Genomic DNA, 25,037 nt, shown 5'->3' with positions numbered 1-25,037 from the left:
TAACGAACCGCCAGCCTGTCCCGCGGGACAGGCTGGTACGGCCTGTGCCGTGTCTTTATCGGCGTCAGGGTGATACGGCGTGCGCGGGGGATGCATTCTCCTGCGCCACCATGGCCGAGGCGCGTTCCAGGTCGATCGACAGCACGCGACTGACCCCGCGTTCCTGCATGGTCACGCCATACAATCGGTCCATATGCGCCATCGTCAACTGATGATGGGTGACCACCAGGAACCGCGTGCCGGCCTCCGCCACCATATCGCCAAGCAGGCCGCAGAACCGGCCGACATTGGCGTCATCAAGCGGCGCATCAACTTCGTCGAGCACGCAGATCGGGGCGGGATTGCAGCGGAACACCGCGAAAATCAGCGACAGCGCCGTCAGCGCCTGCTCCCCACCGGACAGCAGCGACAGGGTCGCCAGTTTCTTGCCCGGCGGCTGGGCATAGATTTCAAGTCCCGCCTGCAGGGGATCGTCATTGCCGACCATGCCCAGATGCGCACGACCGCCATTGAACATCCGCGTAAACAGGGACTGGAAATGGTGGTCGATCTGCGAAAAGACCGCCATCAGCCGCTCCCGTCCCTCGCGGTTGAGGTTGCCGATCGTCCCACGCAGCCGGGCAATCGCGGATTCAAGCTCCGCGCGTTCGGTCATGATGGTATTGATCTTCTCTCCCGCCTCGTTGGCCTCGATCTCCGCACGCAGGTTCACCGGCCCCAGTTCATCGCGCTGACGCACAAGGCGGCCGACCTTGCGACGCAATCCGGCTTCGGCCGATTCGCTCAGGTCGGTCGGCACGACACCGGCTGGCGGCTGCGATTCCGCTAGGAGTTGGGCAAGGATGGCATCGGCCTGCTCCTGCCTGCCTTCCGCGCGCAGCACATCCTCACGCATGCTGATCATCGCGGCATCCGCCTTTTCACGGGCAGCCTGCGCCTCGGCCAGCCTGTTTTCCGCGGCCTTCAGCGCCTCCGCCGACTGGTTATGCCGCTCCTCCGCGGTGGACAGGTCGGTGGTGACGGCTTCGCTACGCGATGTGATTTCCTCGGGCTGCAGCGCCGTGCGGGCATGATCTTCCTGCGCGACACGCAGGCGTTCCTGCGTGGCCGCCACGTCGCGCTGCGTCGCCTCCACCCGTTCGCGCCATTCCGCCAGGCCAGCCACGGCTGCGGAAATACGCTGCGTCAGGGCGTCATGTTCCGTCTCGATACGTCCCAGCAGGTCGCGCAGTTCCTGCTCCGCCTGCCGTGTTGCCGCTGATGCCCCGCGCAATGCTTCGAGTTCGCGGGCCAGCACATCCCGGTCGGGCAGGGCGGCCTGATCGGCGGCGATGCGTGCGCAGGTTTCGGAAATGGCGGCAAGTTCGCGCGTCACCTCGTCAAGGCGCGGTTCCTGCGCGTCGAGAATGCTGCGGATCTCATGCTGGCGGTTCCCGGCCTCGGTCCGGGCCTGCGTTGCGTCCTCAAGCGCCTTTTGTGTCGCATCCCTGCCGTCCTGTGCGGCGGACAGGCGTTGCGCGGCCGCTTCCGCCGCCTGCTGCGCGGCGTCCAGTATGGCTGCGGCCTGTTCTGGCGGCGGAAGCGAAACCTGATAGGCCTGTGCCCGTTCATGATCCTGCCAGGCCTGTGCAAGGTCCTGCGCCATGCGGGCAAGGGCGGGCGTGATCGCCTGAAGCCGCGTCTCCGCCTCGCCATGGCGGTTGACCGCTTCATTAAGGGCCCGCCGGGCCGATTCAAGCTTTGCCTGAGTGTCCTGGCGGGCCTGACGGGCCTGTGCTTCCTCCTGCCGGGCCGCAACCGCCGCCGCCGCCGCACGCTCAAGCTCCGCCTGCAGCAGGGCAGGGGCAGGCTCGGCCGCTTCCTCGCGCTGCGCGGCCTCCAGCGTCTGGCGTGCCTCGGCATCGGCGGCGCGTGCGGAATCGAGTTGCACGGCAATCGTATCCAGACGCGCGCGCACCGCCGCATCCTGCCGTCCCAGTTCGGATTCCTGCCGCCGCAACTGACCAAGCTTTTCCTCGACACCGGCCCGCCGGGCGCGGGTTTCCTTCATCGCGGCCATGGCCGCATCCAGCGCGGATTGTGCGTCACTGGCCGCCTGCCTGCGATCCGGAAGTTCAGCGCGCAGCCGTTCAAGTTCGGCGCGAATGTCACGCAGGCGGTTGATCTGGCGCAGTTTCAGGGCCGCACGGCTGGGCAGGTTTCCGGCAAGCCGGTACCCATCCCACCGCCACAACGCCCCGTCACGGGTCACAAGGCACTGTCCGGGTGCAAGCTGGCGCTGCAACGCATCGCCATCCGCCTCATCGTCAAGCAGTCCGGCAAACGCCAGCACGCGCGCCAGTGCTTCGGGCGCATCGATCAGGGTCCGCAGGGGACGGATGCCCCCTGCGGGAAAGGCGGGGACGTCAAGGGCAGGCAGGTCGCGCCACTGTCGTGCCGCCGCGGACGAAACCGAGGCTTCCAGCCCCTCCGCCAGCACCACGGCAAGGGCCGTTTCCAGTCCTTCGGGAATATGCAGCAGCGTGGCGATATCGGGGGCACCGCTGTCCTGCGCCGCGCCATCGGCGGCAAGGGCCTTGGCCAGTCCGTCGGCTTCGGCGTCCATGCCCGTCAGTGCGGCGGTCAGTTCACCCAGACGGCGGGCCTGTGCCTCGCTTTCGGTGCGGCTGTCGGCAATCCGCCGTTCCGCCGCCTGCAGGGCTTCTTCCGCACGGCCATGATCCTGCTCGGCCGCCTTGCGCGCCGCAATGGCTTCTTCCAGCTTGCCGGGGGGCAGGGCCTCACGCTCGATCCGGGCGGTTTCTTCCGCCAGCGACGCCAGTTGGGCCGCCGCGCGTGCACAGGCGGAACGCGCGGCACGGGTCGCCTGCTCCAGCGTGGTGCGCCGTGTGGCGGCCTGCTCCACACGGGCGCGGACTTCCATTTCCGTCGCCGCAAGTTCGGTGCGCACGACCTCCGCACGTTCAAGCGCCTCGCGCGCGGCATCAAAGGCGGCCTCGGACGTCGTGACATCGTGCCCCAGCGCCGCCATCCGGTCCTGCGCCACCAGCAGTTCGCGTGCCTCCGCCTCACGCCTGTTCAGCGCGGCATGATCGCGTTGCAGGGTTTCCAGCCGCGCGGTTGCCTGCGCCAGTTCCTGCGCGGCCTGCTCGTGCTGGCGCCGGGTCTCCGACGCCTCGTTGCGTGCGATATTCGCCTTGAGCACACAGTCGGACTGAAACTGTGTTGCCGTTTCCAGTTCGGCGCGGGCCTGCCGGGCGGCCTGCGTTGCCTCCGCCACCGTGCCGTCAAGGGCCGCCAGCATGTCCGCGTCGGGCATTTCCGCGCGCAGGCGCGTAACTTCCGCCGCGATCTCGTCATGGCGGGCCTGCAATTGTGCCTGCCGTTCGCTGGCGGCGGTGCGGGCCTCTTCCATCTGGGCAAAGCGCAACTGCGCTTCCCGCGCGGCGACACTCGTTTTTTCAAGGGCCTCGCCCTGATCGCGCGCCTGCGCCTCTAGCCGGGCGAGTTCTTCACGCGCCTGCGCCCGACGTTCGGGCAGGGCGTCAAGGGCGGCCTGTGCGTCCGCACGTTCCGTCTCCAGCCGTTCCAGCATGGTCCGGGCGTCGCCCTGACGTGCAAGGGCGGCTTCATGATCCTGCTGGCACTGCTCCAGGCTGGCCTGCGCCTCCGCCACGGCGGCGTTGGCACGGGCGACCTCGGCTGCGATATTTTCCGCCATCACCCGATGCCGTTCCAGCAGGCTGCGCTGGGTGTCGGCCTGCGTGCGCAGTCCGGTCAGGGCCTGCGTTGCCTCGAACTGCGCGATGGTGGCGTCTTCGGCGGCCTGTTCCGCCGCGACCAGCGCCTGACGGGTGGCATGCAGGGTGTCGCGCGCCTGCGTCACCGCATTGCGCGCACGCGCATGCAGCAGCGCGAGCAGCATGGTTTCGCTCTCACGCAGTCCCTGCGACAGTTCCCGATACCGCGCGGCCTGCGTCGCCTGCGCCTGCAGGTCACCGAGGCGTGCCTCAAGCTGAAGGCGCAGGTCCTCCGCACGTTCAAGGTTCGCTTCGGTTGCGCGTAATTTCAGTTCCGCTTCATGCCGCCGTCCATGCAGGCCGGTGATGCCGGCGGCTTCTTCCAAAATGGTGCGCCGTTCTTCGGGACGGGCATTCACAAGGGCGGAGACGCGCCCCTGGCTGACCATCGCGGACGAACGCGCCCCCGACGCCAGATCGGCAAACAGGGTCTGCACGTCGCGCGCGCGCATGGCCTTGCCATTGATGCGATACCAGCTTCCCGCGCCACGTTCGGCACGCCGGACGACCTGCAGTTCATCCTGCCCCTGGAACGGGGGCGGGGCGACCTCGGCCGTGCCCTCCAGCGACAGCGTGACCTCCGCCGTGTTGCGCGCGGGGCGTGCAGCCGTGCCCGCGAAGATCAGGTCATCCATTTCCCCCCCGCGCAGGGACCGCGCGGACGTTTCCCCCATGGCCCAGCGCAGGGCCTCGACCACATTCGACTTGCCACAGCCATTGGGCCCGACAATACCCGTCAGGCCCGGCAGGATTTCTATGGACGCCGGATCGGCAAAACTCTTGAATCCGGCAATGCGAAGGCGGGCGAAACGTGCTGTCATGAAGAAACCGGCTGCCTTGGGAAATCAGGAAATGGAATCGACTTTCTGGGCGAACTGCTCATAGGTCAGTTCCTGGGAGACCTGTTCCTTGTCGTTGAAACGGAATGTCGGGGTGCCGTCGATCTTGTACTGGGCCTGCGCGCGGTCTTCTTCGTCCATGATGGCGTGACGCAGCTTGTCATCGGCCAGCGTCTGCTGGAACTGCTCCGCCGACATGCCCGCCAGCGCCGCCATCTTGCGCAGTTCGTCCTGCGGGTTGACGTCCTTGCCAAACGCCCAGCGGTCCTGACTGGCGAGCAGGGCCAGCACGAACGCCTCATACCGGTCGCCGGGCAGGGCGCGCGCGATCATCGCGGCCGACAGCGCGACCTGGTCCAGCGGGAAATCACAGAAGATGTAATAGACCTTCCCCGTATCGATCAGCTTGCTGCGCACCTCGGGAAAGACTTCCTGCGAAAAGCGGGCGCAATGGGTGCAGGTCAGGGAGAACCATTCCTCCACATGCACCTTGGCGGACGGATTGCCCAGCGCGCGGATGGCAAGGCGCGGATCGGCCGCCTGTGCCCGCGCGCGCGAAGCCACCCCGGCGCCGAGCATCAGGGCAGGCGCGGCGGAAGCAAGCAGTGTGCGACGTTTGATAAGCATTGCAGCGGACCTCCGGATAAGAAAACGCATCGTGATATCGCAAAGAACTGTCAAAGGACGGGTGCGTCAAGGCCAATGACGCCCGGCCATGACCGCCAGCGGGGCTGACCGGCATGTCGGGCGTCAGCTGCATGTCATGCGGCCGTGACGGGCATGTCCTATTTCTGTGGCGCGGGCACCGGGTCCGCCACGGGATCGGCAACCGGGCGGACCCGCAGTTTGCGGATATGGCGGGCATCCGCATCAAGGATGCGAAAGACCGTGCCGCTTTCATGCGTCACGACCTCGCCCCGGGTCGGCACATGGCCCGCCAGCCGGAAGACAAGGCCACCCACCGTCTCGATTTCCGCCTCGCGCTCATCCTGCGTCAGGATGGGGCCGGTGCGCTGTTCGAACTGTGCGATGGGCAGGCGCGCATCGACGTCGAACGTGCCGTCATTGCGTTCCTGCAACATCGCCACCGTGGGTTCGTCATGTTCGTCGGAAATGTCGCCCACGATGGTTTCGATCAGGTCCTCGATGGTGACAAGCCCGTCGATACCGCCATATTCGTCAATCACAAGCGCGAGATGCACATGCCGCAACCGCATCTGCAACAGCAGGTCCAGCACCGGCAGTTGTGGCGCCACCATGAGGGGCTGGCGCAGCAGCGGTTCGATACTGAAGGCCTCGCTGGTGCCAAGATAGGCGATGAGGTCCTTCACATGGATCATGCCCACGATGTCATCAAGCTGGTCGCGATAGACCGGCATGCGCGAATGGTTTTCACGCCGCATCATCGCCAGTGCCTCATCCAGGCTGATGGAGGCGGGCATGGCCACGATATCGGCGCGCGGGATCATCACGTCATCGGCGGTGATGCCACGCAGGCGCAGGACATTGGCCAGCAGCGCACGCTCCTGCCGGTCAAGTTCCGAGGATGGGGATTCCGTCGTGTCATCGGCCGCCGCATCCGCTTCCTTGACCAGTGCCGCGATCGAATGCCGCAGGCCCTGGTCGCTGTTGCGCCGCCGCCCGAACAGGGACAGGAAACCACGTCCCCGGGGGGCAGGCGTGGCCGCACCGGATTCGGCCGGGGGAGAAGGGGGGCGGGTCATCGTGGCGCCCCGGCTTCGCGGCCATTACGGCGTTTCCACGGGTTGGGAATACCCATGCGCCCCAGGATGCGCGCCTCCTCCATCTCCATGGCGCGTGCTTCACCCGCATGGTGGTGGTCATATCCCGACAGGTGCAGCACGCCATGCACCAGCAGGTGCATCATGTGGTTGCGCACCGTCCGTCCCGCCGCCTGCGCCTCGCGCCGGACCGTGGGAAAGGCAAGGATGATGTCGCCACCCCACAGCCACGTGCCCGAACCCGCCGGGGCGTATTCGAATGTCAGGACATTGGTGGGTTTATTCTTGTCCCGGTGAAGATGGTTCAGGCGCTGGACCGTGCGGTCATCCGCCAGCACGACGGTCACGCATACGGATACGCCAAGTTCGCGCATCGCGGTCCCGACCGCACGTTTCACATCGCGCGCCGGATCGCGCATTGCCATATGCCAGCGCCGGTCGGTAATGCTGACATCGATGTCATCGCCAAAGGGCGATTGTGGGACCGGCCCGTCATCCTGACCGGCGGGCCTGGTATCTTCATGCACCCCGTCCGTTGAAGGGACGGGGGCTATTCTACTTCGCGGTTCCATTGTTCTCCTGCCGCGATCTGGTGCGCGAGGCGTCCTTGCTGGCCTCGGCACGCTGATCGTATGCATCCACTATACGCGCAACCAGCGGATGACGCACTACGTCACGCGATTCAAACCGTGTCATGGCGATTCCGGGCAAGCCCTCAAGTGTCTCCACCGCCTCGCGCAGGCCTGACGTCACGCCGCGCGGCAGATCGACCTGGCTCAGGTCGCCGGTAATGACCATGCGGGTGCCCGTGCCCATGCGGGTCAGGAACATCTTCATCTGCGCGGATGTCGTGTTCTGCGCCTCATCAAGGATCACGAAACTGTGCGCCAGCGTGCGGCCACGCATGAAGGCGAGGGGGGCGACCTCAATTTCCCCCGTGGCCATGCGGCGCATCACCTGGTCGCCCGGCATCATATCGTGCAGCGCGTCATACAGTGGCCGCAGGTAGGGATCGATCTTGTCCTTCATGTCACCGGGCAGGAAGCCCAGGCGCTCCCCGGCCTCGACGGCGGGACGGGACAGGACGATACGGTCCACCTGACCTGCCTGGAGCATGGCGACAGCCTGCGCCACGGCAAGGTACGTCTTGCCCGTCCCCGCAGGCCCGATGCCAAAGACCATTTCCTGTCGCGCCAGCATGTCCATGTAACGCGCCTGCCCGGCGGAACGTGGCGCGATCGCGCCACGGCGCGTCATGATGGTGGGAAGGTCCGACACGCGCGCGGCCGCGGCGTCCGGCCGCGCGAGGGGGGAGACAGGGGCCATGGGGCGCGGGTCCTTTGACGTGTCCAGTGATGTGTCCGGGGCGGAAAAAAGCTGGGCGGACATGCGGATGGCCGCATCCACCTCTCCACTGTCGAGGGCATGGCCATCCTGCAGGCGGCGGTACAGCGACGTCAGGGCGGACTGCGTCACCGCGACCCGTTCGGGGCTTCCGGTAATGGCGATCCTGTTCCCCCGGCATGACAGCCGCACATCAAAGCCACGTTCAAGATGGAGGAGATGGCGGTCGTGCCCCCCCACCAACTGGGCCAGCAGGGCATTGTCGTCAAACTGCATCGTCACGGTATGGGCGCCGGATGCCGCAGGCGGCCTGCCGGTGACGGAAGGAGTCCGGCCGCCCCCCGGGCGGCGGGAGGGGATCATGGATGCCGCGTGTTCTCTCAAGCCCTGTCTGTCTCCCCTGTCAGCACACCGCCAAGTGAATTGGTGTGCAGCTTCACGATCTCGACCTCCGCCACCTGTCCGATCAGGCTGTCGGGGCCTTCGACATGCACGGCCTGCAGATATGGGCTCTTGCCCGAAATCTGCCCCGGCTTGCGCCCGCGACCGGTAAACAGCACATCCACGCGCTGTCCCACGCTGGCCGCGTTGAAGGCGTCCTGCTGTTCACGCAGCAACGCCTGCAACCGCTGCAGCCTCGCATCCTTCACGTCCTCGGGCACCTGCGCGCCAGCGTTCGATGCAGGGGTGCCCGGACGTGGCGAGTATTTGAACGAATATGCCTGAGCAAAGCCGATGTCGCGGATCAGTTGCATCGTCTGTTCAAAATCCTCGTCGGTTTCGCCGGGATGGCCGACGATGAAGTCCGACGACAGCGCAAGGTCCGGTCGCGCCGCGCGCAGGCGCGCCACGAGGTCACGGTACTCCTGCGCCGTGTGCCCACGGTTCATCGCCGCCAGCACACGGTCCGAACCCGACTGCACCGGCAGGTGCAGGAACGGCATCAGCGCGGGCAGGTCGCGATGGGCGGCAATCAGGTCATCGCCCATGTCACGCGGGTGCGACGTGGTATAGCGGATGCGCTCCACCCCCACATGCCGCGCCAGTTCCGTCGCCAGCCGTGCAAGGTCCCATGTCGCGCCATCCGGGCCTCCTCCGTGATAGGCATTGACGTTCTGGCCCAGCAGCGTGATTTCGCGCACGCCATGCGCCACAAGCCTGCGCGCCTCCTCCAGCACGGCGGCGACGGGACGACTGGCCTCCGCGCCACGGGTGTAGGGCACGACGCAGAAGGAGCAGAATTTGTCGCACCCTTCCTGAATGGTCAGGAACGCCGCACCACCTTCTGGTACCTCGCGCTCGGGGGGCAGGAAGTCGAATTTCTGCTCCACCGGGAAATCGGTCTCGATCACCGCACCTGCGGCACGGGCAGCGCGGGCGACCATTTCGGGCAGGCGGTGATAGGTCTGCGGCCCCAGCACGATATCGACATAGGGCGCACGGGCCAGAATCTCGCGCCCTTCCGCCTGCGCCACGCATCCCGCCACCGCCAGGACGGTCTGCTGCCCGGCCTGCGCGCGGGCTTCCTTGACCAGCCGCAGCCGCCCGAGTTCGGAAAAGACCTTCTCCGCCGCGCGGTCACGGATATGGCAGGTATTGAGGATGATCATGTCGGCGCGGTCGGGCGCATCGACCGCCTCGTACCCCAGCGGGCGCAGGACATCGGTCATCCGCTCGCTGTCATACACGTTCATCTGACAGCCACACGTGATGACATGCAATCCACGTGCCTGCTTGCCGGACCGCGCGGTAGGGGCGCAGGGAAGGGGGGTCATCTCATTCACGCAAACGGGTTCCTTGACATCAGGCGGGACGATCCCGCGGGGCGGCGCAAACACATCGTGTCTGTCGCGCGGATGGTCAAGACCCGAAACCACATGTCATAAAGGACGAAGAACCCATATCGTGACATTATCCCCCGATGGGATGACCGACCCAGTGTATCTAGCAGGCCGATCATGACGGATGACGCGGGGGTTTTGTCAAGGACAGTTTTGGCATCCCGCCGTCCCGCCACATACGGGGACGCCATGCCGGGGACGACCGGGAACAGGCGCATGCCGGGCCACGTTACTTCTGCCGGCATTGCGTGGCCATATTCACCTTATGACCATATTTGACCCTTAATTCAGCCCTCGACCCGCATTACCTAAGTGAATATGGGTTTGAATATGCATCGCCGGAATGTCAGATACCCATTGAGAGGGATTTTCCATATCACCATGCGCAGACTCCGTGCTTAACATGCCCATGGCAGGTGGATGGATGACAGAACCGGGAATGGGGACGACTTGACGTTTTTTCGTCACTTTCTAACGACACGGCAATCGTGGTCCGCACCGGGTGAAACCGGGCCATTTTCATGTAGCCCACACTGGCGGTTTCCCGCATGCCTGAGCAGCATGACCCTGTGCATCGCCGCGCTGTGCGCGGGGACGGCACCTGCGCGCGCGGCCGACCCGCAGCCCTATGTCACCGTGATCCATCCCACCGGCAATGCGGATCTCGATGCTGCCGTGCGCGCGTCTTCCGACCTGCTGGGACTGCAGAAGACCCATACCGTCAGTCCCTTCGCCCTTGTCGGGCGGATTCACAACGATTACGCCCGCATCCGCAGCGCGCTGGAAAGCTTCGGCTATTACGCGCCCACCATCGCGATACAGGCGGCGATTGCGTCCAAGAATGGAACATCGACACCGCAGGACGGGCATGATCCCGACCTGCCAGAATGGATGCAGGCCATCCCGGCGAACCAGAAGATGGAAATCAGCGTTTCCATCACCAAGGGGCCACAGTACCATATCGGCGCCATCAGCATCGTCGCGGCAAAGGGACAGCCGCCGGTAAAGCTTGACCCCCACGAAAATGGCGCCATGGGCATCAAGACGGGCGACCCTGCGATCGCCGCCAATATCCTCAGGGCGCAGTCACAACTCCAGACGACGCTTGCCGAAGAGGGATACGCCCTTGCCGATGTCAGCACGCCGCAGGCCTGGCTGCGCCCCCAGACACGCACCATCGACGTCGCCTTTACGGTGACACGCGGCCCGGTGGTCAACCTCGGCGCTTTCAGCTTCAGCGGCCTGCGCCGGACCCATCCCGCCTATGTCGTGCGCCGCCTGACCATCGCCCCCGGTGAACTGTACCAGCCATCACGCATCGAGGCCGCCCGGCAGGGGCTGTCGTCAATGGGTGTGTTTTCCGACGTGCAGGTCCATCACGAGCAGAAACTGGCCTCCGACGGGACGCTGCCGCTAGACTTCAGTTTCGCGGAATCGAAGCTGCACAGCGTCGGGGTCGAAGGCGGATATTCGACGGACCTTGGCGGGCGCGTCGGCGTGTCGTGGACGCATCGCAACCTGTTCGGCAATGCCGAGCGCCTGCGCCTGACCGCCCTTGCGACGGGCCTTGGCGGCTCCGCCGAGCAGGGGCTGGGCTATGACCTGTATGCCGACCTGATGAAGCCGGATTTCGGCTCGCGCAACCAGAACCTCAGCGAGCGGCTCGAGGGGATCCGCCAGCTTCTGTATTCCTATCGCCAGACCGCCGTCCTTGCCCGCGCGGGCATCGTGCGCCGCATCAGTTCCCACTGGAATGTCGCCTTTGGCGGGGAGGTGGAGCAGGAACGCATCGACCAGATGTCACAGACGAACAGCTATTTCATCGTCTCCCTGCCGCTGAGCGCGACCTATGACGGGACCGGGGTGGACAACCCCATCATGCCCGCGACCCATGGCGTGCGCATCAGCATGAATGTCACGCCCTCCGCCTCGCTGGAGGACGGGACGTCGTTCTTCATGATCATGCAGGCGACGGTCTCGACCTATTTCGACCTTGCCAACCTCGGGCTGGCGCGCAAGGGGCGCAGCGTGTTTGCCGTGCGCGGGACGATCGGCAATGTCGAAGGGGCGTCCACCTATGCCATTCCCCCTGACCAGCGCCTGTATGCCGGTGGCAGCGCGACCGTGCGCGGCTACCGCTACCAGGGGGTGGGGCCGCAGTTCCCCAACAGCCGCTATGCCATTGGCGGCACGTCGATGGATGCCGGGTCGCTGGAATACCGGCAGCGCATCTTGCAGAAATTTGGCGCGGTCGGCTTTATCGACGCAGGCCAGGTATCCGACGGCAGCACGCCGTTCAAGGGGACATTGCGCGCGGGCGCGGGGGCCGGGGCGCGGTATTACACGCCCATCGGCCCCGTGCGGCTGGACATTGCCGTGCCGCTCAACCGTCCGCCACGCGGCGATAAATGGGAACTGTATGTCGGGCTGGGGGAAACGTTCTGATGAGCGAGACGCAGGAACCGGCCCGTCACATCACCTGGAAGACGCTGCTCAAGATCGCGGGGCTGCTCCTTGGCGTGCCAGCAGGGCTGGTCGTGCTGGCGTTCGCGCTGATCCTTGTCGGCGCCAATACCGGGGTGGGCCGCCACGAAATCGAACGCCGCCTGCCGGGCCTGACGGGCGGCAGCGTGCGGATGGCAGGGCTTTCGGGGCGGTTTCCTGATTCGCTGCGGATCGCACATCTGGAGCTTGACGACTATCGCGGCACATGGCTTGCGATCGACGACCTTGCGCTGGACTGGTCACCCACGCGCCTGCTGTTGCGCAGGGCGGTGGTGGACAGCATCTCCATCGCCCACCTGTCGATCCCCCGCCTGAGCGAGGAAGACCCCGCGCACCCGTCGCCGCCCGGCAAACCGGGCAATGACAACCTGCATATGGGCGTGGATATCCGCCATGCCCATATCGCCCGCATTGATGTCGGCACCCCCATTGCGCGCCTGCCCGCGACCTTCAGCCTGGACGGGCACGCACGCCTTGCGGATATCGCACCCGTCCTCAATGGCATATCGGTCGCGACGCTGCCGGCGGCCGACATCAACCTCATGGTCCAGCGACTGGACCATCCGGGGCTGCTGTCGGTCCGTACCCAACTGGACACCGGCACACTTGCCCTTGATGTCCATGCGCATGAGGAAAAAGAGGGATTCCTCGGCACGCTGAGCGGCCTGCCGATGCTTGCGCCGCTCAACCTCGACATGCATGTCAGTGGCCCGCGTGACCGCAGCACCCTTGCGCTGGCCATGCAGGCCGGCGCGGCGCAGGCGCATATCGACGGGCAGGTCGGGCTGGTCCACCACGCCATGCGCCTGCGCGCCAGCCTTGACGCCCCGGCCATGACGCTGGGACCGGATACGGGGTGGCAGTCGATTGCACTGCACACCGAACTCGGCGGGACGATGGAACGTCCCACCGGGCAGGGGACCCTCGATATCTGGCAACTGAACCAGGGGGCGGTGGGCCTCAATACCCTACATGCCGTCTTCAGCGGGCTTTCGGGCCAGACTGCGAATGATGCCATAAATGTCCATGCCGATATCGACGGGCTGAGGATACCGGGTGCACATCCCACCATTTTCGCAGCCCGGCCGGTTGCCATCGACCTGACATGGCGGCCAGATGCGCAGGGTGCACCCGCCGATATCACGGTGACGCACGACCTGTTGCAGATGAAGGGGAACATCCGCACCACCGCGCCCCGGCAGGGCGACGTGACGCTCGACCTGCCGCAACTCGCCCCGCTTTCCGCGCTGGCTTCAACCAGACTGGAGGGCAATGCGCACCTGCATGCGAATTTCGACGTGCCGGACGCGAAAACGGCGGGACGGGTCGCACTTGACGGGCAGGTGGCGCTGACGGGCGGGCAGGCACAGGCGGCCGGCCTGATCGGCAAAAGTGGACAGGTGCAGGTGATGGCCAGCCTGCCCCCCGCCGACGGTTCGCCGCGCGTGGTGCGCCTGCAGACCCTGAAAGTGGACGGACAGACCCTGCATCTGGACGCGGGAAACAGCACGGTCACACTGTCATCGCCCACGCAACTCGACCTTACGGCGCAGCTTGCGCTGCTGGACCTGCAGAAACTCGCGCCCTCCCTGCGCGGGCAGAGCAACCTGACACTGAGTGCGAAGGGACCGGTCAATGACCTTGCCGCCATCGTGCATGCACAGACACAGATCGGAACGCCGCAGATCCAGCCGGGACACCTGACGACCGACGTGAATTTCCGCCACCTGCCCGCAGTGCGTGAAGGGGAGGTGAGCATCACGGGCACGCTGGACCGCGCGCCGGTCGCCCTGTCCGCGTCACTGGCGAGCGGTACGGACGGGACGCGCCACCTGCGCCTTGCGCAACTGTCATGGAAAAGCCTGTCGGGGCAGGCGGACATGACCCTGCCGGAAGGGCACATGGTGCCGTCGGGCACGATGGACATCCATATGGCGCGACTGGCGGACTGGCGCGACCTTCTGGGGCATGACATCACCGGGCATGTCGCAACCGCCGTCCACACCACCGCCGGCACGGGGACGACGCCCCCGGTCGTCTCGCTCAACCTTGATGGCGGCATCGGTTCGCCCTGGGCCAATATCGGGCGGCTGCAGCTTGGCGGCACGATCCGCGACCCGGTGGATGCGCCGCACCCGGACCTTGACCTGCGCATTGATGATGCGGCCATCAACGACATCCGTGGCAATGCCCATGTCACGGCCAAGGGACCACTGAATGCCCTGATGGTCAGCGCCACATCACGCCTGACGACGACACAGCTTGGTCCGGCAGCCTTCGATACGGCGCTGCTGCTGGATATTCCGGGGCACAGGGCCACGGCCCGTACCCTGTCGGGCGAATTACGCGGCGAACGGCTGCAACTGCTGGCGCCCGCCACCGTCAGCTATGGCCCGACGATGGGGGTTGACCATATGCGCGCGACCCTTTCCCCACCGCAGGGACAGGCCGCCAGCATCGACATCGCCGGCTCGGTTCGACCGGCCCTTGACCTCAGGGCCGAACTTACACATGTCACCCCCGCATTGCTGCGGCCGCTGATGCCCTCCCTGCGCGCGGAAGGCGAAATCTCGGCACAGGCGCGGCTGACGGGAACGCTGGCGCGGCCGGGCGGGCAGGTCACGCTGCGGGCCAGCGGGCTGAAATACCATACGGACTATACCTCCTCCCTTGCCGCTGCCAGCCTTGATGCGACCGCCGTGCTGAACGGGGCCACGGCGCGGGTGGACGCCAGCCTGAATGCCGGGCAGCAGGCCAGCCTGAGTGTGAGGGGGGATGCACCAACCAGCATGAACGGCCCGCTGGCGCTGCATTCTGCCGGTACGATCGACCTTGCCGCGGCGAACGCCTATCTCGGTGCGCAGGCGCGGCAGGCGGGCGGGATGCTGCGGATGAACGTGGACGTACGCGGCACGCCGAAACTTCCGCTCATCTCCGGCACGCTCGACCTTGCGGACGGCACGTTCCATGACTACGCACAGGGCGTCCAGCTTTCGGCCATCAAGGGCAGCGTGCTGGCGCAGGGCAACCGGCTTGTCATCCAGTCCCTTGGCGCCACCGCGGGCAAGGGGACCATCACGGCCGCCGGTTCCTATGGCATCTTCGAACCCGGCCATCCCATTGACCTGACCCTTACGGCACGCAACGCCCGCCCCCTGGCCAGCGACCTCATCACCGCGACCCTTGATGCCAACCTGAACGTCAAGGGGCAGCTTGCATCGCGCATCAACGCGGGAGGGGACATCACCCTGTCACGGGTGGACGTGAACATTCCCGATTCCCTGCCGACATCGGTCGCGCACCTCAATGTCATTCGCCCCGACGATGCCGCTGCCGTGGCCCAGCAGCCGCAATCCCCGCTGGTCATCGGCCTTGACCTTGCCCTGCGCTCCCCGGGGCAGTTCTTTGTGCGCGGGCATGGGCTGAATACCGAAATGCACGGCAACCTGCATCTGGGCGGGACCACCGATACGCCCGTGGTGACGGGGTCGTTTTCCATGGCCAAGGGAACCTTCGCCCTTGGCGGGATTTCGCTCAATTTCAGCAAGGGCAAGGTCGGGTTCGATGGCATGGGCGTCACCCACAGCATCGACCCCAGCCTTGATTTCGTGGCGGAGCGCAGCACGAACGAAGGTACGGCGCGGCTGAATGTCGGCGGTTACGCCAGCGCGCCGAAAATCACCTTCTCCTCCACCCCGCCGCTGTCGCAGGACCAGATCCTGGCGATCCTGCTGTTCGGGACGGATTCACAGTCGCTGTCGCCCACGCAGATGGCGGAAATCGCCTCGGCCATCGCCACCATCAGCGGCGGTTCGGCCTTTGACCCACTAGGCATCGTGCGCAAGACGCTGCATCTCGACCGCCTGCAGATGAGCAGTTCGTCCAACGGGTCGGGCGGCAACGACACCGGCAGTATCGAGGCAGGGAAATACGTCATGCGCGGCGTCTATGTCGGGGCGAAACAGGCAACATCGGGATCGGGCACGCAGGCGCAGGTGCAGGTGGACCTGACCAAGCGCCTCAAGCTCAACACGACGGTCGGGACCGGCGGCAACGTGACCGGCTTTACAACGCCCGAAAACGATCCCGGCAGCAGCATCGGCCTGCTCTACCAGTTCAATTACTGAGGCATGTCCCGCAACGGGATGATGACCGGGTGGAAACTCTCCTGAAGCTTTGCAGACAGAAAGCTTCACCCGAAACCCTGTCATGAAAAAGCCTGCCAGACGACGGGGTCTGGCAGGCGGGGAAGACGCATAAAGGTGGGCGAAAAAAAGGTCAGGCGGCCTTCATGACGGCAGTCAGCGTTTCCAGCACGACGGCAGGTTCCTTGCCTTCGAGCACCGCGACCTCGGCCACGAAACGCTCCTGCGCGGCTTCGAACAGCTTGCGCTCGCTGAAGCTGCCATCGAGGCTATCGACATTGCGGCGCAGGTCGCGCAGCACTTCGGCAATCTGGACCAAGTCGCCGGAGTTGATCTTTTCCTGATAGGCGACGGCGCGACGCGCCCACATGCCACGGCTGACATGGGGCTTGCCCTTGATGATCGCCATGGCCTTGTCCACGATCTCGCGTGAGACGATCTTGCGCAGGCCGGACTTGCGGGCCTTGGACAGGGGGATACGCAGCGTCATCTGGTTGCCGGGGAACGAAATCTGGATCATTTCCAGCTTCGTTCCCGCGATCTCGTCAATGCCGATCCGGTCAACCCGTCCCACGCCATGCGCCGCATAGACGATGGCGTCACCTTCGCGGAACGGATCCTCGTCCTTTTCCGGCTTGCTGCTCTTGGCTTCGGCGGCGGTTACTGCTGCTGCGGTCCGCGCCATTGCATCGGTCACACTGCCCTTCGGGGTCGTTCTGAACATGCTCATGACATGTCATATAGCATAAATTTCCCCATATGTCTTGACTGATCGAAAGCCATGGCGGTGCATCCGCCGAATGTTTCAGTTCTGCACACCACGCACGGCGGCAAGGGCAGGGGGGGCTGGCTGTCCGCACGACTGCAGCAGGTCGATTTCGATGGTGCGCGCGATCGTGCGCATCGGCATGCCATGCGGGGTGGTGGCAAAGGGTTCCTGAAGGTCGCTGCCGATCTTGTCCAGCGCCACGAACAGCAACCCGACCAGCGACGATCCCAGCGGCGTGATCCAGCCCAGGGTCTGCACCATTGACAGCGGCAGGATGATGCAGAAAACCGCCGCCACCAGCTTGGGCAGCACGGAAAACTGGATCGCCAGCGGCGTGTTGCGGATCCGTTCCAGCCCGCCCTGCGCATTGCTCAGGTCCGACAGGATGCGGTCGATCTGTCCCTGCAGCGCGCCATCGATCCCCAGCGCGCGGGCACGGGCATCAACGCCCAGGCCAAGCTGGAACAGGATGGCGGCCGGGATGTTGGCATGTCCCTCGATCCCGCGCAGCATGTCTTCGGGCAGCAGGCGCCTGACATCCTCCATCGTGTCGGTGCGGCCCAGCGCACCGCGCAGCGCATGCGGGTAGGCCGCCATCGCACGCGCCAGTTCGGGGCTGCCACGCAGGATCGTGCCGACCTGCCGCCCGAAGGAACGGCTGTTGTTGGTGACGGCCCCCCACAGGGTGCGCGCCTCCCACCAGCGGTTATAGGCGGTGTTGTTGCGAAAGCTCATGAACAGGACCAGCGCCGAGCCGATCAGGGAGATCGGCAGCGTCGGCTGCTCCATCCAGTCCTGATGATAGATCTGGAACATGACGACAACCACCACATCCCACGCGCACAGCAGCACGAGGGACAGCAGGCTTTCGCGCATGAGTATCCACAATCCGATCCTGCGATTCACGATCATCTGGGCAATGTCCTGAAATGATGGGGTCGATGGAACAGGTGCGGACCGGATGGTCCGTACCATGATTCCGCACATACCATATCGGCATGGATGGAAACGTCCCGCCCTCACGATTGCATAATTTGTAATACCCGCCACACATTCCCACACTGTCGCATCGACATTGACGCAAGGGGTGTCGGACGTTTCTTATGTGTCCCAGCCACCCGTCACTTTATCTTGCTGGAAAAGGGTTTACAGATCATGGATGTCAGGGCCGCCGTTGCGTTCGAAGCCGGGAAACCGCTGGAAATCGAGACCGTGCAGCTTGAAGGACCGCGTGAGGGCGAGGTGCTGGTGGAAATCAAGGCGACGGGCCTGTGCCATACCGACAAGTACACCCTGTCCGGTGCCGATCCCGAAGGGCTGTTTCCCGCGATCCTGGGTCATGAAGGTGCCGGCGTCGTGGTCGAGGTCGGGCCGGGCGTGCGTCACCTGAAGCCGGGCGACCATGTCATCCCGCTCTATACCCCCGAATGCCGCGAATGTAAGTCGTGCCTGTCGCGCAAGACCAACCTGTGCACCGCCATCCGCGCAACACAGGGCAAGGGCCTGATGCCCGACGGGACATCGCGCTTTTCGTTCAAGGGGCAGCCGATCCACCATTATATGGGCTGCTCGACGTTTGCGAACTATACGGTGCTGCCCGAAATCGCGCTGGCGAAGATCCGCCCCGACGCGCCCTTCGACAAGGTATTCTATATCGGCTGTGGCGTGACCACCGGCATCGGCGCGGTCCTGTTCACCGCCAAGGTGGAGGCCGGGGCCTCCGTCGTGGTCTTCGGGCTGGGCGGGATCGGCCTGAACGTGATCCAGGGCGCGAAGATGGTCGGCGCGGACAGGATCATCGGCGTTGACATCAACCCCGCGCGCGAAGCCATCGCCCGCAAGTTCGGCATGACCGACTTCGTCAATCCCAACGACCTTGGCCCCAATGGCGACATTGTCGGGCATCTGGTCGAACTGACCGGGGGCGGGGCGGATTATTCCTTTGAATGCGTCGGCAATCCCACCCTGATGCGCCAGGCGCTGGAATGCGCGCACCGGGGATGGGGGGTGTCCACCATCATCGGCGTCGCGGGGGCGGGGCAGGAAATCAGCACGCGCCCGTTCCAGCTTGTCACCGGGCGGCGCTGGATCGGGTCGGCCTTCGGCGGCGCGCGCGGACGCACCGACGTGCCGAAGATCGTGGACTGGTACATGGAAAACCGCATCGACATCGACGACCTGATCACCCATCGCCTGCCGCTGGAGCGCATCAATGAAGGCTTTGACATGATGACGCGCGGCGAAAGCATCCGCACCGTGGTCGAATTCTGACCATGGATGCGACGATGCTGTCCGATCCCGGCGGGGAACTGACGACCCGTGCGGAACATGCCTGCTGTGGCGGCCGGGTCGGCTTCTACAGCCATGCCTCCCGCGCATTGGGACTGGAGGCGCGTTTCGCCGTGTTCATGCCCGCCGGGGCCAGCATGGCGCGGCGTGTGCCGGTCATCCACCTGCTGGCGGGCCTGACCTGCACAGAGGAGACGTTCCTGATCAAGTCCAACGTCATCCGCTTTGCCGCGCGTCATGGCATCGCGCTGGTGGCGACCGATACCTCGCCGCGCGGGGCAGGGGTGCCGGGCGAAGACGACGCCTATGACCTTGGCACTGGCGCGGGTTTCTACCTCGACGCCACGCGCGCGCCATGGGATGCGCATTACCGCATGGGAACCTATGTGGGCGACGAACTGCCCCACCTGACGGAGCGCCTGTTTGCACTGGATGGGTCACGGCGCGGGATCATGGGACATTCCATGGGCGGGCATGGCGCGCTGGTCCATGCCCTGCGCGCACCGCAGAAATGGAAATCGGTCTCCGCCTTTGCCCCGATCGTCCATCCGGCCATCGTGCCGTGGGGGGAAAAGGCATTTTCCACCTATCTCGGGGCCGATCGCACCACTTGGGCCGCGCATGATGCAACGCTGCTGCTGAAGGCGGGGCATATGCATCCCACCACCATCCTGATCGACCAGGGGGAGGCGGACCAGTTCCTGCATGACCAGTTGCGCCCGGACCTGTTCCGTGATGCCGCGACATCAGTCGGGCAGGCGCTGGACCTGCGCCTGCATGCGGGATACGACCATTCCTACTGGTTCATACAGTCCTTTATCGAGGACCATGTCCGCCATCATGCCGCGATCCTGACCGGCACACCTGCCTGATAAACGATGCCGGCGGGCATGGACCCGCTGGCATGTCAGGTGCCGATGATATGCAGCACGATGTCGCGCCGGTGGGCCATGCGCCTGTGTTCGAACAGATACAGGCCCTGCCACGTACCCAGCACCGGACACCCGTCCGCAACAGGGATCGAAAGCTGCGTATTGGTCAGCATGGTGCGCAGGTGCGCGGGCATGTCATCCGGCCCCTCGTCATCATGGATATAGCGCGACGGGTCCTCGGGTACCAGCGCCTCGAAATAACGGGCAATGTCCTCGCGCACCGTGGGATCGGCGTTCTCCTGCACGGTCAGGCTGGCCGAGGTATGCCGGCACCACAGCGTCAGGAGCCCGGTGCCGATACCCGTGGATGCGACCCAGTCGATCACCGGACGGGTAATGGGCACCAGTCCCTTGCCATGCGTCCTGACATGCAGAGTGTGCAGTTCCTGACGCATGGTGTGCTCCTTTCGCTTATTTCAGGAACCCGACAAGGGATTCCGCCTCGGCCACGATGGGTTCGGCAATCACGTTGGCGCGGCGCGCACCGTCACGCAGCGTATCGCGCAGGAATCCGGGTTCCTTGAGCAGGCGCGTCGTCTCGTCCGCGATGGGGGCGATATGCTGCACCAGAACATCGGTCAGCGCCTTCTTGAAGGGACCAAAGCCTTCGCCGCCATGCTGGTTCAGCACATCCTGAATGCTGCACTGCTGCAAGGTGGCATAGATCGTCACGAGGTTACGGGCCTCGGGACGGTTTTCCAGACCGGCTTCCTCGCCCGGCAGTGGCTCGGGGTCGGTCTTTGCCCGGCGGATCTTCAGCGCGATCGTATCGGCGTCGTCCGTCATCTCGATCCGGCTCTGGGCCGAAGGGTCGGATTTGGACATCTTCTTCGTGCCGTCACGCAGGCTCATGATCCGTGCGCCCTGCGGCGGGATCAGCGCCTCGACGATGGGGAAGAAGTCCAGCCCGTAATCATGGTTGAATTTCTGCGCGATATCGTTGGTCAGTTCCAGATGCTGGCGCTGGTCATCGCCCACGGGCACCGCCGTCGCCTTGTAGGTCAGGATGTCGGCCGCCATCAGGTCGGGATAGACATACAGCCCCGCTGAATGGTTTTCACGGTCCTTGCCCGCCTTGTCCTTGAACTGCGTCATGCGGTTCAGCCAGCCAAGGCGCGCCACACAGTTGAAAATCCACGCAAGGCGCGCATGCGCCGTCACGGCGGACTGGTTGAACAGGATGTGGCGCTGCACATCAATGCCCGAGGCCAGCAGCACCGCCGTCTGCGCCAGCGTCTGTTCCCGCAGGGCCGCAGGCTCCTGCCAGACGGTGATGGCATGCATGTCCACAAGGCAGAATATGCATTCATTGTCACGTTGCAGCCCAACCCAGTTGCGTATCGCACCGAGATAGTTGCCAAGCTGCGGAATTCCAGTCGGCTGGATGCCGGAAAATATGCGTCGCATCCCGCTGTTTTCCGCTCTTTCCCGCCCGCACGTCAAGCGCGTTGATATCAGGGGAGACGATGAATCTGATCAAGCCGCCGCCGCTCCTCCGCCACGGCACTGGTGGGAAGGGGATGCGCCCGTACGGCCGCGATTTCATCGGCGGTAAAGACCGGCGGCGTCGGTGAATCCCCACGCGCCGCCAGATAGGTCAGGATGGATGCGATTTCGTGGTCCGACAGGCGGGTGCGGAACGATGGCATCGAGAAATTGTAATGCACGCCCCTGATATCGAGCGGGCCGTTCAGGCCGTTGAGCAGGACATCCGCCAGGTAATGCCGCCCTTCGGCAGAGGAGGCGATCAGGTCGATCCGTCCGATCAGGGGCGGGATCTCGCCCTTCATGCCTTCGCCATTATGGTGGCAGATACCGCAATTGGTGCGATAGCGCGCGGCCCCTTCATGCTTGCCCGAACAGGCGGCCAGCGAAAATGTCCCGAGACAGAGGAGAATCATGCCTTTCGCGATGCGACGCATGTCTGGAAAAGTCAGCATGCCGCACGATACCCCCGCCAGGCGGGAAGGGATATGAAAAACGCCACCAGAGGGACCCTGGTGGCGTTTCCAAAAAACCATGACCCGGATGTCCGTCTCCCCTAGTGGGAGCGCGATACACCAAGAAGCTGGATCTTGAAGATCAGCGGGCTGTCAGGCTGGATGATCCCCATCGACTTGTGCCCATAGGCCAGTTCCGGCGGGACGTAGAGCATCCAGACGTCACCCACATGCATAATGGGGACCGCCTCCTGCCATCCCTTGATCACCATTTCCAGCGGCATCTGCATATAGGCGCCATGCCCATGCTGGTCCGAACTGTCAAAGATCCCGCCATCGGGCAGGCGACCTTCATAGATGACCATGACGCTGTCATTGACCGTGGGCTGCGCCCCGTCCTTCGGCCCGGACTTCAGCACCTTGTACGCCAGTCCGTCCGGCAGGACCTTCACGCCGGGCTGCGTCTTCACGTTCGCCATAAACTGCGCGGGCGTCAGTTCAGGCTCATCTTCTTTTTTGCTTCCGCCACACGCAACCAGCGGCACCTCCAGCGCAGTCGCCAGAAGAAAGGGAATGACGCGTGAAAAACGTTTCATGACACCTCGGTTGATGGAATGGAAATGAACGGCGCGACTCCTCAAAGGGCGCCGCCACGACGGCCGATCTTGGCGCCAAGGCGCAGGCGCAGGGCGTTCAGGCGGATAAAGCCCTGTGCATCGGCCTGGTTATACGCACCTTCGTCATCCTCGAACGTGACGACGCGGGTGTCATACAGGCTGTTGGGGCTTTCGCGACCAACGCAGATCACGTTGCCCTTGTACAGCTTCAGGCGCACGCGACCGCTGACCGAATGCTGGCTCTGGTCAATCAGGGCCTGGAGCATCCGCCGTTCCGGGGAGAACCACAGGCCGTTATAGATGATCTCCGCATAGCGGGGCATCAGGCTGTCCTTGAGGTGCATCGCCTCGCGGTCGAGCGTGATGCTTTCGATGCTACGATGCGCGGTCAGCAGGATCGTACCACCCGGCGTTTCATAGATGCCGCGCGACTTCATGCCGACGAAACGGTTTTCCACCAGGTCCAGGCGCCCGATGCCATTCGCACGGCCCAGTTCGTTCAGGCGCGTCAGCAGCGTCGCGGGCGACAGGGCCTCGCCATTCAGGGCGACCGGATCGCCGGAGACGAAATCGATCGTGATTTCCGTCGCCTTGTCGGGGGCTGCCTCGGGGGAGATGGTGCGCTGGAAGACGATCTCGTCCGGTCCGACCGCCGGATCCTCCAGCAGCTTCCCTTCGGACGAGGAATGCAGCAGGTTGGCATCGACGGAGAAGGGGGCCTCGCCACGCTTGTCCTTGGCGATGGGGATCTGGTGTTCCTCGGCAAAGGACAGCAACTTCGTGCGTGAAGTCAGGTCCCATTCACGCCACGGGGCGATCACGGTGATATCGGGCTTCAGCGCGTAATAGGCCAGTTCAAAGCGGACCTGGTCATTGCCCTTGCCGGTCGCGCCATGCGCCACGGCGTCGGCACCGACCTGCTCGGCGATCTCGATCTGGCGCTGTGCGATCAGCGGGCGCGCGATGGAGGTGCCCAGCAGGTACTGGCCTTCATACAGCGCATTGGCCCGGAACATCGGAAAGACGAAATCCTTGACGAACGTCTCGCGCAGGTCCTCGACAAAGATTTCCTTCACGCCGAACATCTCGGCCTTCTTGCGCGCGGGTTCCAGTTCCTCGCCCTGACCAAGGTCGGCGGTAAAGGTTACGACTTCGCAGCCATACTCGGTCTGTAACCATCGAAGAATCACGGACGTATCGAGACCGCCTGAATAGGCGAGCACAACCTTCTTGACGTCCTTGGCGGCCATGGGGAGAGGTCTCCTGTCGACAAAACTGAAAATTTCCTGCCGACCACCCTGTCGGCAGCATACCGTCCTAGCATCCCCGGACGCCCACGGCCAGCAGCGAGACGCGGTTTTATCCGCACCATCGCGCAGTCATGCGCCCGGCCGGTGCGTTCAGGCGCCTTCGACGGCCGTGGGGGAAGGCTGGCGACGCGCGCGCTGGCTTTCGGTGCGCAACTGCCCGCAGGCGGCCAGGATATCACGCCCGCGCGGCATGCGGATGGGGGAGGCGAAGCCGGCGTCCATGACGATATTCGCAAAACGGTCAAGCTGTTCGCGCGTGGAGGGCTGGAACCTGCTGCCGGGCCACGGGTTGAACGGGATCAGGTTGACCTTGGCCGGGATGCCCGCAATCAGGCGGACCAGTTCGCGTGCATCGGCTTCGCTGTCGTTCACGCCGCGCAGCATGATGTATTCAAACGTGATGCGCCGCGCATTGCTGGCGGCCGGATATCGGCGGCAGGCGGCAATCAGGTCGGCAATGGGATATTTGCGGTTCAGCGGCACCAGTTCATCACGCAGGTCATCACGCACCGCATGCAGCGAAATGGCGAGGTTGATGCCAAGTTCATCACCACACTGGTCCATCATCGGGATGACGCCGGACGTGGACAGGGTAATGCGCCGCCGCGACAGGCCGATCCCTTCGCCATCCATGATGATCTTCATGGCCTTGGCGATGTTTTCGTAATTATACAGTGGCTCGCCCATGCCCATCAGCACGATGGTGGACAGCAGGCGTGGCGTTTCGCCCTTGGGGCTGGGCCATTCGCCATAGCTGTCACGCGCGGCCATGAACTGCCCCACGATTTCCGCCGCACCCAGATTGCGCACCAACCCCTGGGTTCCGGTATGGCAGAAGGTGCATGACAGTGTGCAGCCAACCTGTGAGATGGGGTGGTTGCCGTCCTCCCCGCACGGCATCGCAATGTGCCAGAATGGTCGTTGGAAGAAACGACTGCGCGAAAGGACGGCAGATGAAGGATAC

The 25,037-nt window shown here is 64.7% G+C and carries 17 protein-coding genes and 1 pseudogene; 4 read left to right on the top strand and 14 right to left on the bottom strand.

Annotated features, from left to right (window positions below):
* Positions 1 to 64 precede the first annotated feature (64 nt).
* The 6 genes from CFR72_RS10245 to miaB all read right to left on the bottom strand — a co-directional run bounded on the left by CFR72_RS10245 (position 65) and on the right by miaB (position 9,419).
* A complete protein-coding gene (locus tag CFR72_RS10245) occupies positions 65 to 4,621 on the bottom strand; it encodes an AAA family ATPase (RefSeq protein ID WP_110913855.1) in 4,557 nt (1,518 codons plus the stop codon).
* A 24-nt stretch (positions 4,622 to 4,645) separates the two neighbouring features.
* Positions 4,646 to 5,266, bottom strand: a complete 621-nt coding sequence (locus tag CFR72_RS10240; RefSeq protein ID WP_110913854.1) for a thioredoxin domain-containing protein — start codon at positions 5,264 to 5,266, stop codon at positions 4,646 to 4,648.
* Between the two features lie 158 nt (positions 5,267 to 5,424).
* A complete protein-coding gene (locus tag CFR72_RS10235; protein ID WP_110913853.1) occupies positions 5,425 to 6,363 on the bottom strand; it encodes a hemolysin family protein in 939 nt (312 codons plus the stop codon).
* Positions 6,360 to 6,806: an rRNA maturation RNase YbeY gene (ybeY, locus tag CFR72_RS10230; protein ID WP_408869971.1), complete on the bottom strand. Its 447-nt coding sequence runs from the start codon at positions 6,804 to 6,806 to the stop codon at positions 6,360 to 6,362. Before ybeY ends, CFR72_RS10235 begins: the two co-directional genes overlap by 4 nt.
* Positions 6,807 to 6,936: 130 nt before the next feature.
* Positions 6,937 to 8,088, bottom strand: a complete 1,152-nt coding sequence (locus CFR72_RS10225) for a PhoH family protein (protein WP_408869969.1) — start codon at positions 8,086 to 8,088, stop codon at positions 6,937 to 6,939.
* A 17-nt stretch (positions 8,089 to 8,105) separates the two neighbouring features.
* On the bottom strand, positions 8,106 to 9,419 hold the full coding sequence (gene miaB, locus CFR72_RS10220) for a tRNA (N6-isopentenyl adenosine(37)-C2)-methylthiotransferase MiaB (protein WP_408869970.1): 1,314 nt from the start codon (positions 9,417 to 9,419) through the stop codon (positions 8,106 to 8,108).
* A 708-nt stretch (positions 9,420 to 10,127) separates the two neighbouring features.
* Here miaB and CFR72_RS10210 point away from each other — a divergent pair.
* Together CFR72_RS10210 and CFR72_RS10205 are read left to right on the top strand one after the other, a co-directional pair.
* Positions 10,128 to 12,011, top strand: coding sequence for an autotransporter assembly complex protein TamA (locus CFR72_RS10210; protein WP_244182247.1), 1,884 nt, complete (start codon positions 10,128 to 10,130; stop codon positions 12,009 to 12,011).
* On the top strand, positions 12,011 to 16,198 hold the full coding sequence (locus tag CFR72_RS10205) for a translocation/assembly module TamB domain-containing protein (RefSeq protein WP_110913849.1): 4,188 nt from the start codon (positions 12,011 to 12,013) through the stop codon (positions 16,196 to 16,198). The genes CFR72_RS10210 and CFR72_RS10205 overlap by 1 nt, the downstream gene beginning before the upstream one ends.
* A gap of 151 nt (positions 16,199 to 16,349) precedes the next feature.
* Here the strand turns inward: CFR72_RS10205 and CFR72_RS10200 are convergent, their stop codons facing one another.
* Positions 16,350 to 16,946 carry a CarD family transcriptional regulator gene (locus tag CFR72_RS10200; protein WP_110913848.1) on the bottom strand — a complete coding sequence of 199 codons (597 nt, stop codon included), beginning with the start codon at positions 16,944 to 16,946 and terminating at the stop codon, positions 16,350 to 16,352.
* A 75-nt stretch (positions 16,947 to 17,021) separates the two neighbouring features.
* The gene (locus CFR72_RS10195) at positions 17,022 to 17,897 is read right to left on the bottom strand and encodes a bestrophin family protein (protein ID WP_110913847.1); all 876 of its coding nucleotides are present in this window, start codon (positions 17,895 to 17,897) and stop codon (positions 17,022 to 17,024) included.
* Between the two features lie 243 nt (positions 17,898 to 18,140).
* Here CFR72_RS10195 and CFR72_RS10190 point away from each other — a divergent pair, with 243 nt between their 5' ends.
* Both CFR72_RS10190 and fghA read left to right on the top strand, forming a co-directional pair.
* Entirely contained in the window at positions 18,141 to 19,256 is a 1,116-nt protein-coding gene (locus CFR72_RS10190) for an S-(hydroxymethyl)glutathione dehydrogenase/class III alcohol dehydrogenase (protein ID WP_110913846.1), read from the top strand.
* A 14-nt stretch (positions 19,257 to 19,270) separates the two neighbouring features.
* The gene (gene fghA / locus CFR72_RS10185; protein ID WP_110913877.1) at positions 19,271 to 20,146 is read left to right on the top strand and encodes an S-formylglutathione hydrolase; all 876 of its coding nucleotides are present in this window, start codon (positions 19,271 to 19,273) and stop codon (positions 20,144 to 20,146) included.
* A 35-nt stretch (positions 20,147 to 20,181) separates the two neighbouring features.
* On the opposite strand, the gene CFR72_RS10180 is transcribed toward fghA, so the two are convergent.
* The 6 genes and pseudogenes from CFR72_RS10180 to rlmN all read right to left on the bottom strand — a co-directional run.
* On the bottom strand, positions 20,182 to 20,601 hold the full coding sequence (locus tag CFR72_RS10180) for a secondary thiamine-phosphate synthase enzyme YjbQ (protein WP_110913845.1): 420 nt from the start codon (positions 20,599 to 20,601) through the stop codon (positions 20,182 to 20,184).
* A gap of 16 nt (positions 20,602 to 20,617) precedes the next feature.
* Complete coding sequence (gene trpS / locus CFR72_RS10175) at positions 20,618 to 21,613, bottom strand: tryptophan--tRNA ligase (protein WP_110913844.1); 996 nt, start codon at positions 21,611 to 21,613, stop codon at positions 20,618 to 20,620.
* 47 nt (positions 21,614 to 21,660) lie between these two features.
* Positions 21,661 to 22,107, bottom strand: a complete 447-nt coding sequence (locus CFR72_RS10170; RefSeq protein WP_233043044.1) for a c-type cytochrome — start codon at positions 22,105 to 22,107, stop codon at positions 21,661 to 21,663.
* A 140-nt stretch (positions 22,108 to 22,247) separates the two neighbouring features.
* Positions 22,248 to 22,742, bottom strand: coding sequence for an FKBP-type peptidyl-prolyl cis-trans isomerase (locus tag CFR72_RS10165; protein ID WP_110913842.1), 495 nt, complete (start codon positions 22,740 to 22,742; stop codon positions 22,248 to 22,250).
* Between the two features lie 41 nt (positions 22,743 to 22,783).
* On the bottom strand, positions 22,784 to 24,013 hold the full coding sequence (locus tag CFR72_RS10160; RefSeq protein WP_110913841.1) for an argininosuccinate synthase: 1,230 nt from the start codon (positions 24,011 to 24,013) through the stop codon (positions 22,784 to 22,786).
* Positions 24,014 to 24,163: 150 nt separating this feature from the next.
* Positions 24,164 to 24,940, bottom strand: a pseudogene (rlmN, locus tag CFR72_RS10155) (23S rRNA (adenine(2503)-C(2))-methyltransferase RlmN); the annotation flags it as partial.
* Between the last annotated feature and the right edge of the window lie 97 nt (positions 24,941 to 25,037).

The sequence above is a fragment of the Gluconacetobacter entanii genome, from assembly GCF_003206495.1.
GTDB classification, from domain to species: domain Bacteria; phylum Pseudomonadota; class Alphaproteobacteria; order Acetobacterales; family Acetobacteraceae; genus Novacetimonas; species Novacetimonas entanii.
The sequence above is the reverse complement of the archived record's forward strand: the minus strand, read 5'-3'. Positions and strand labels throughout refer to the sequence as shown.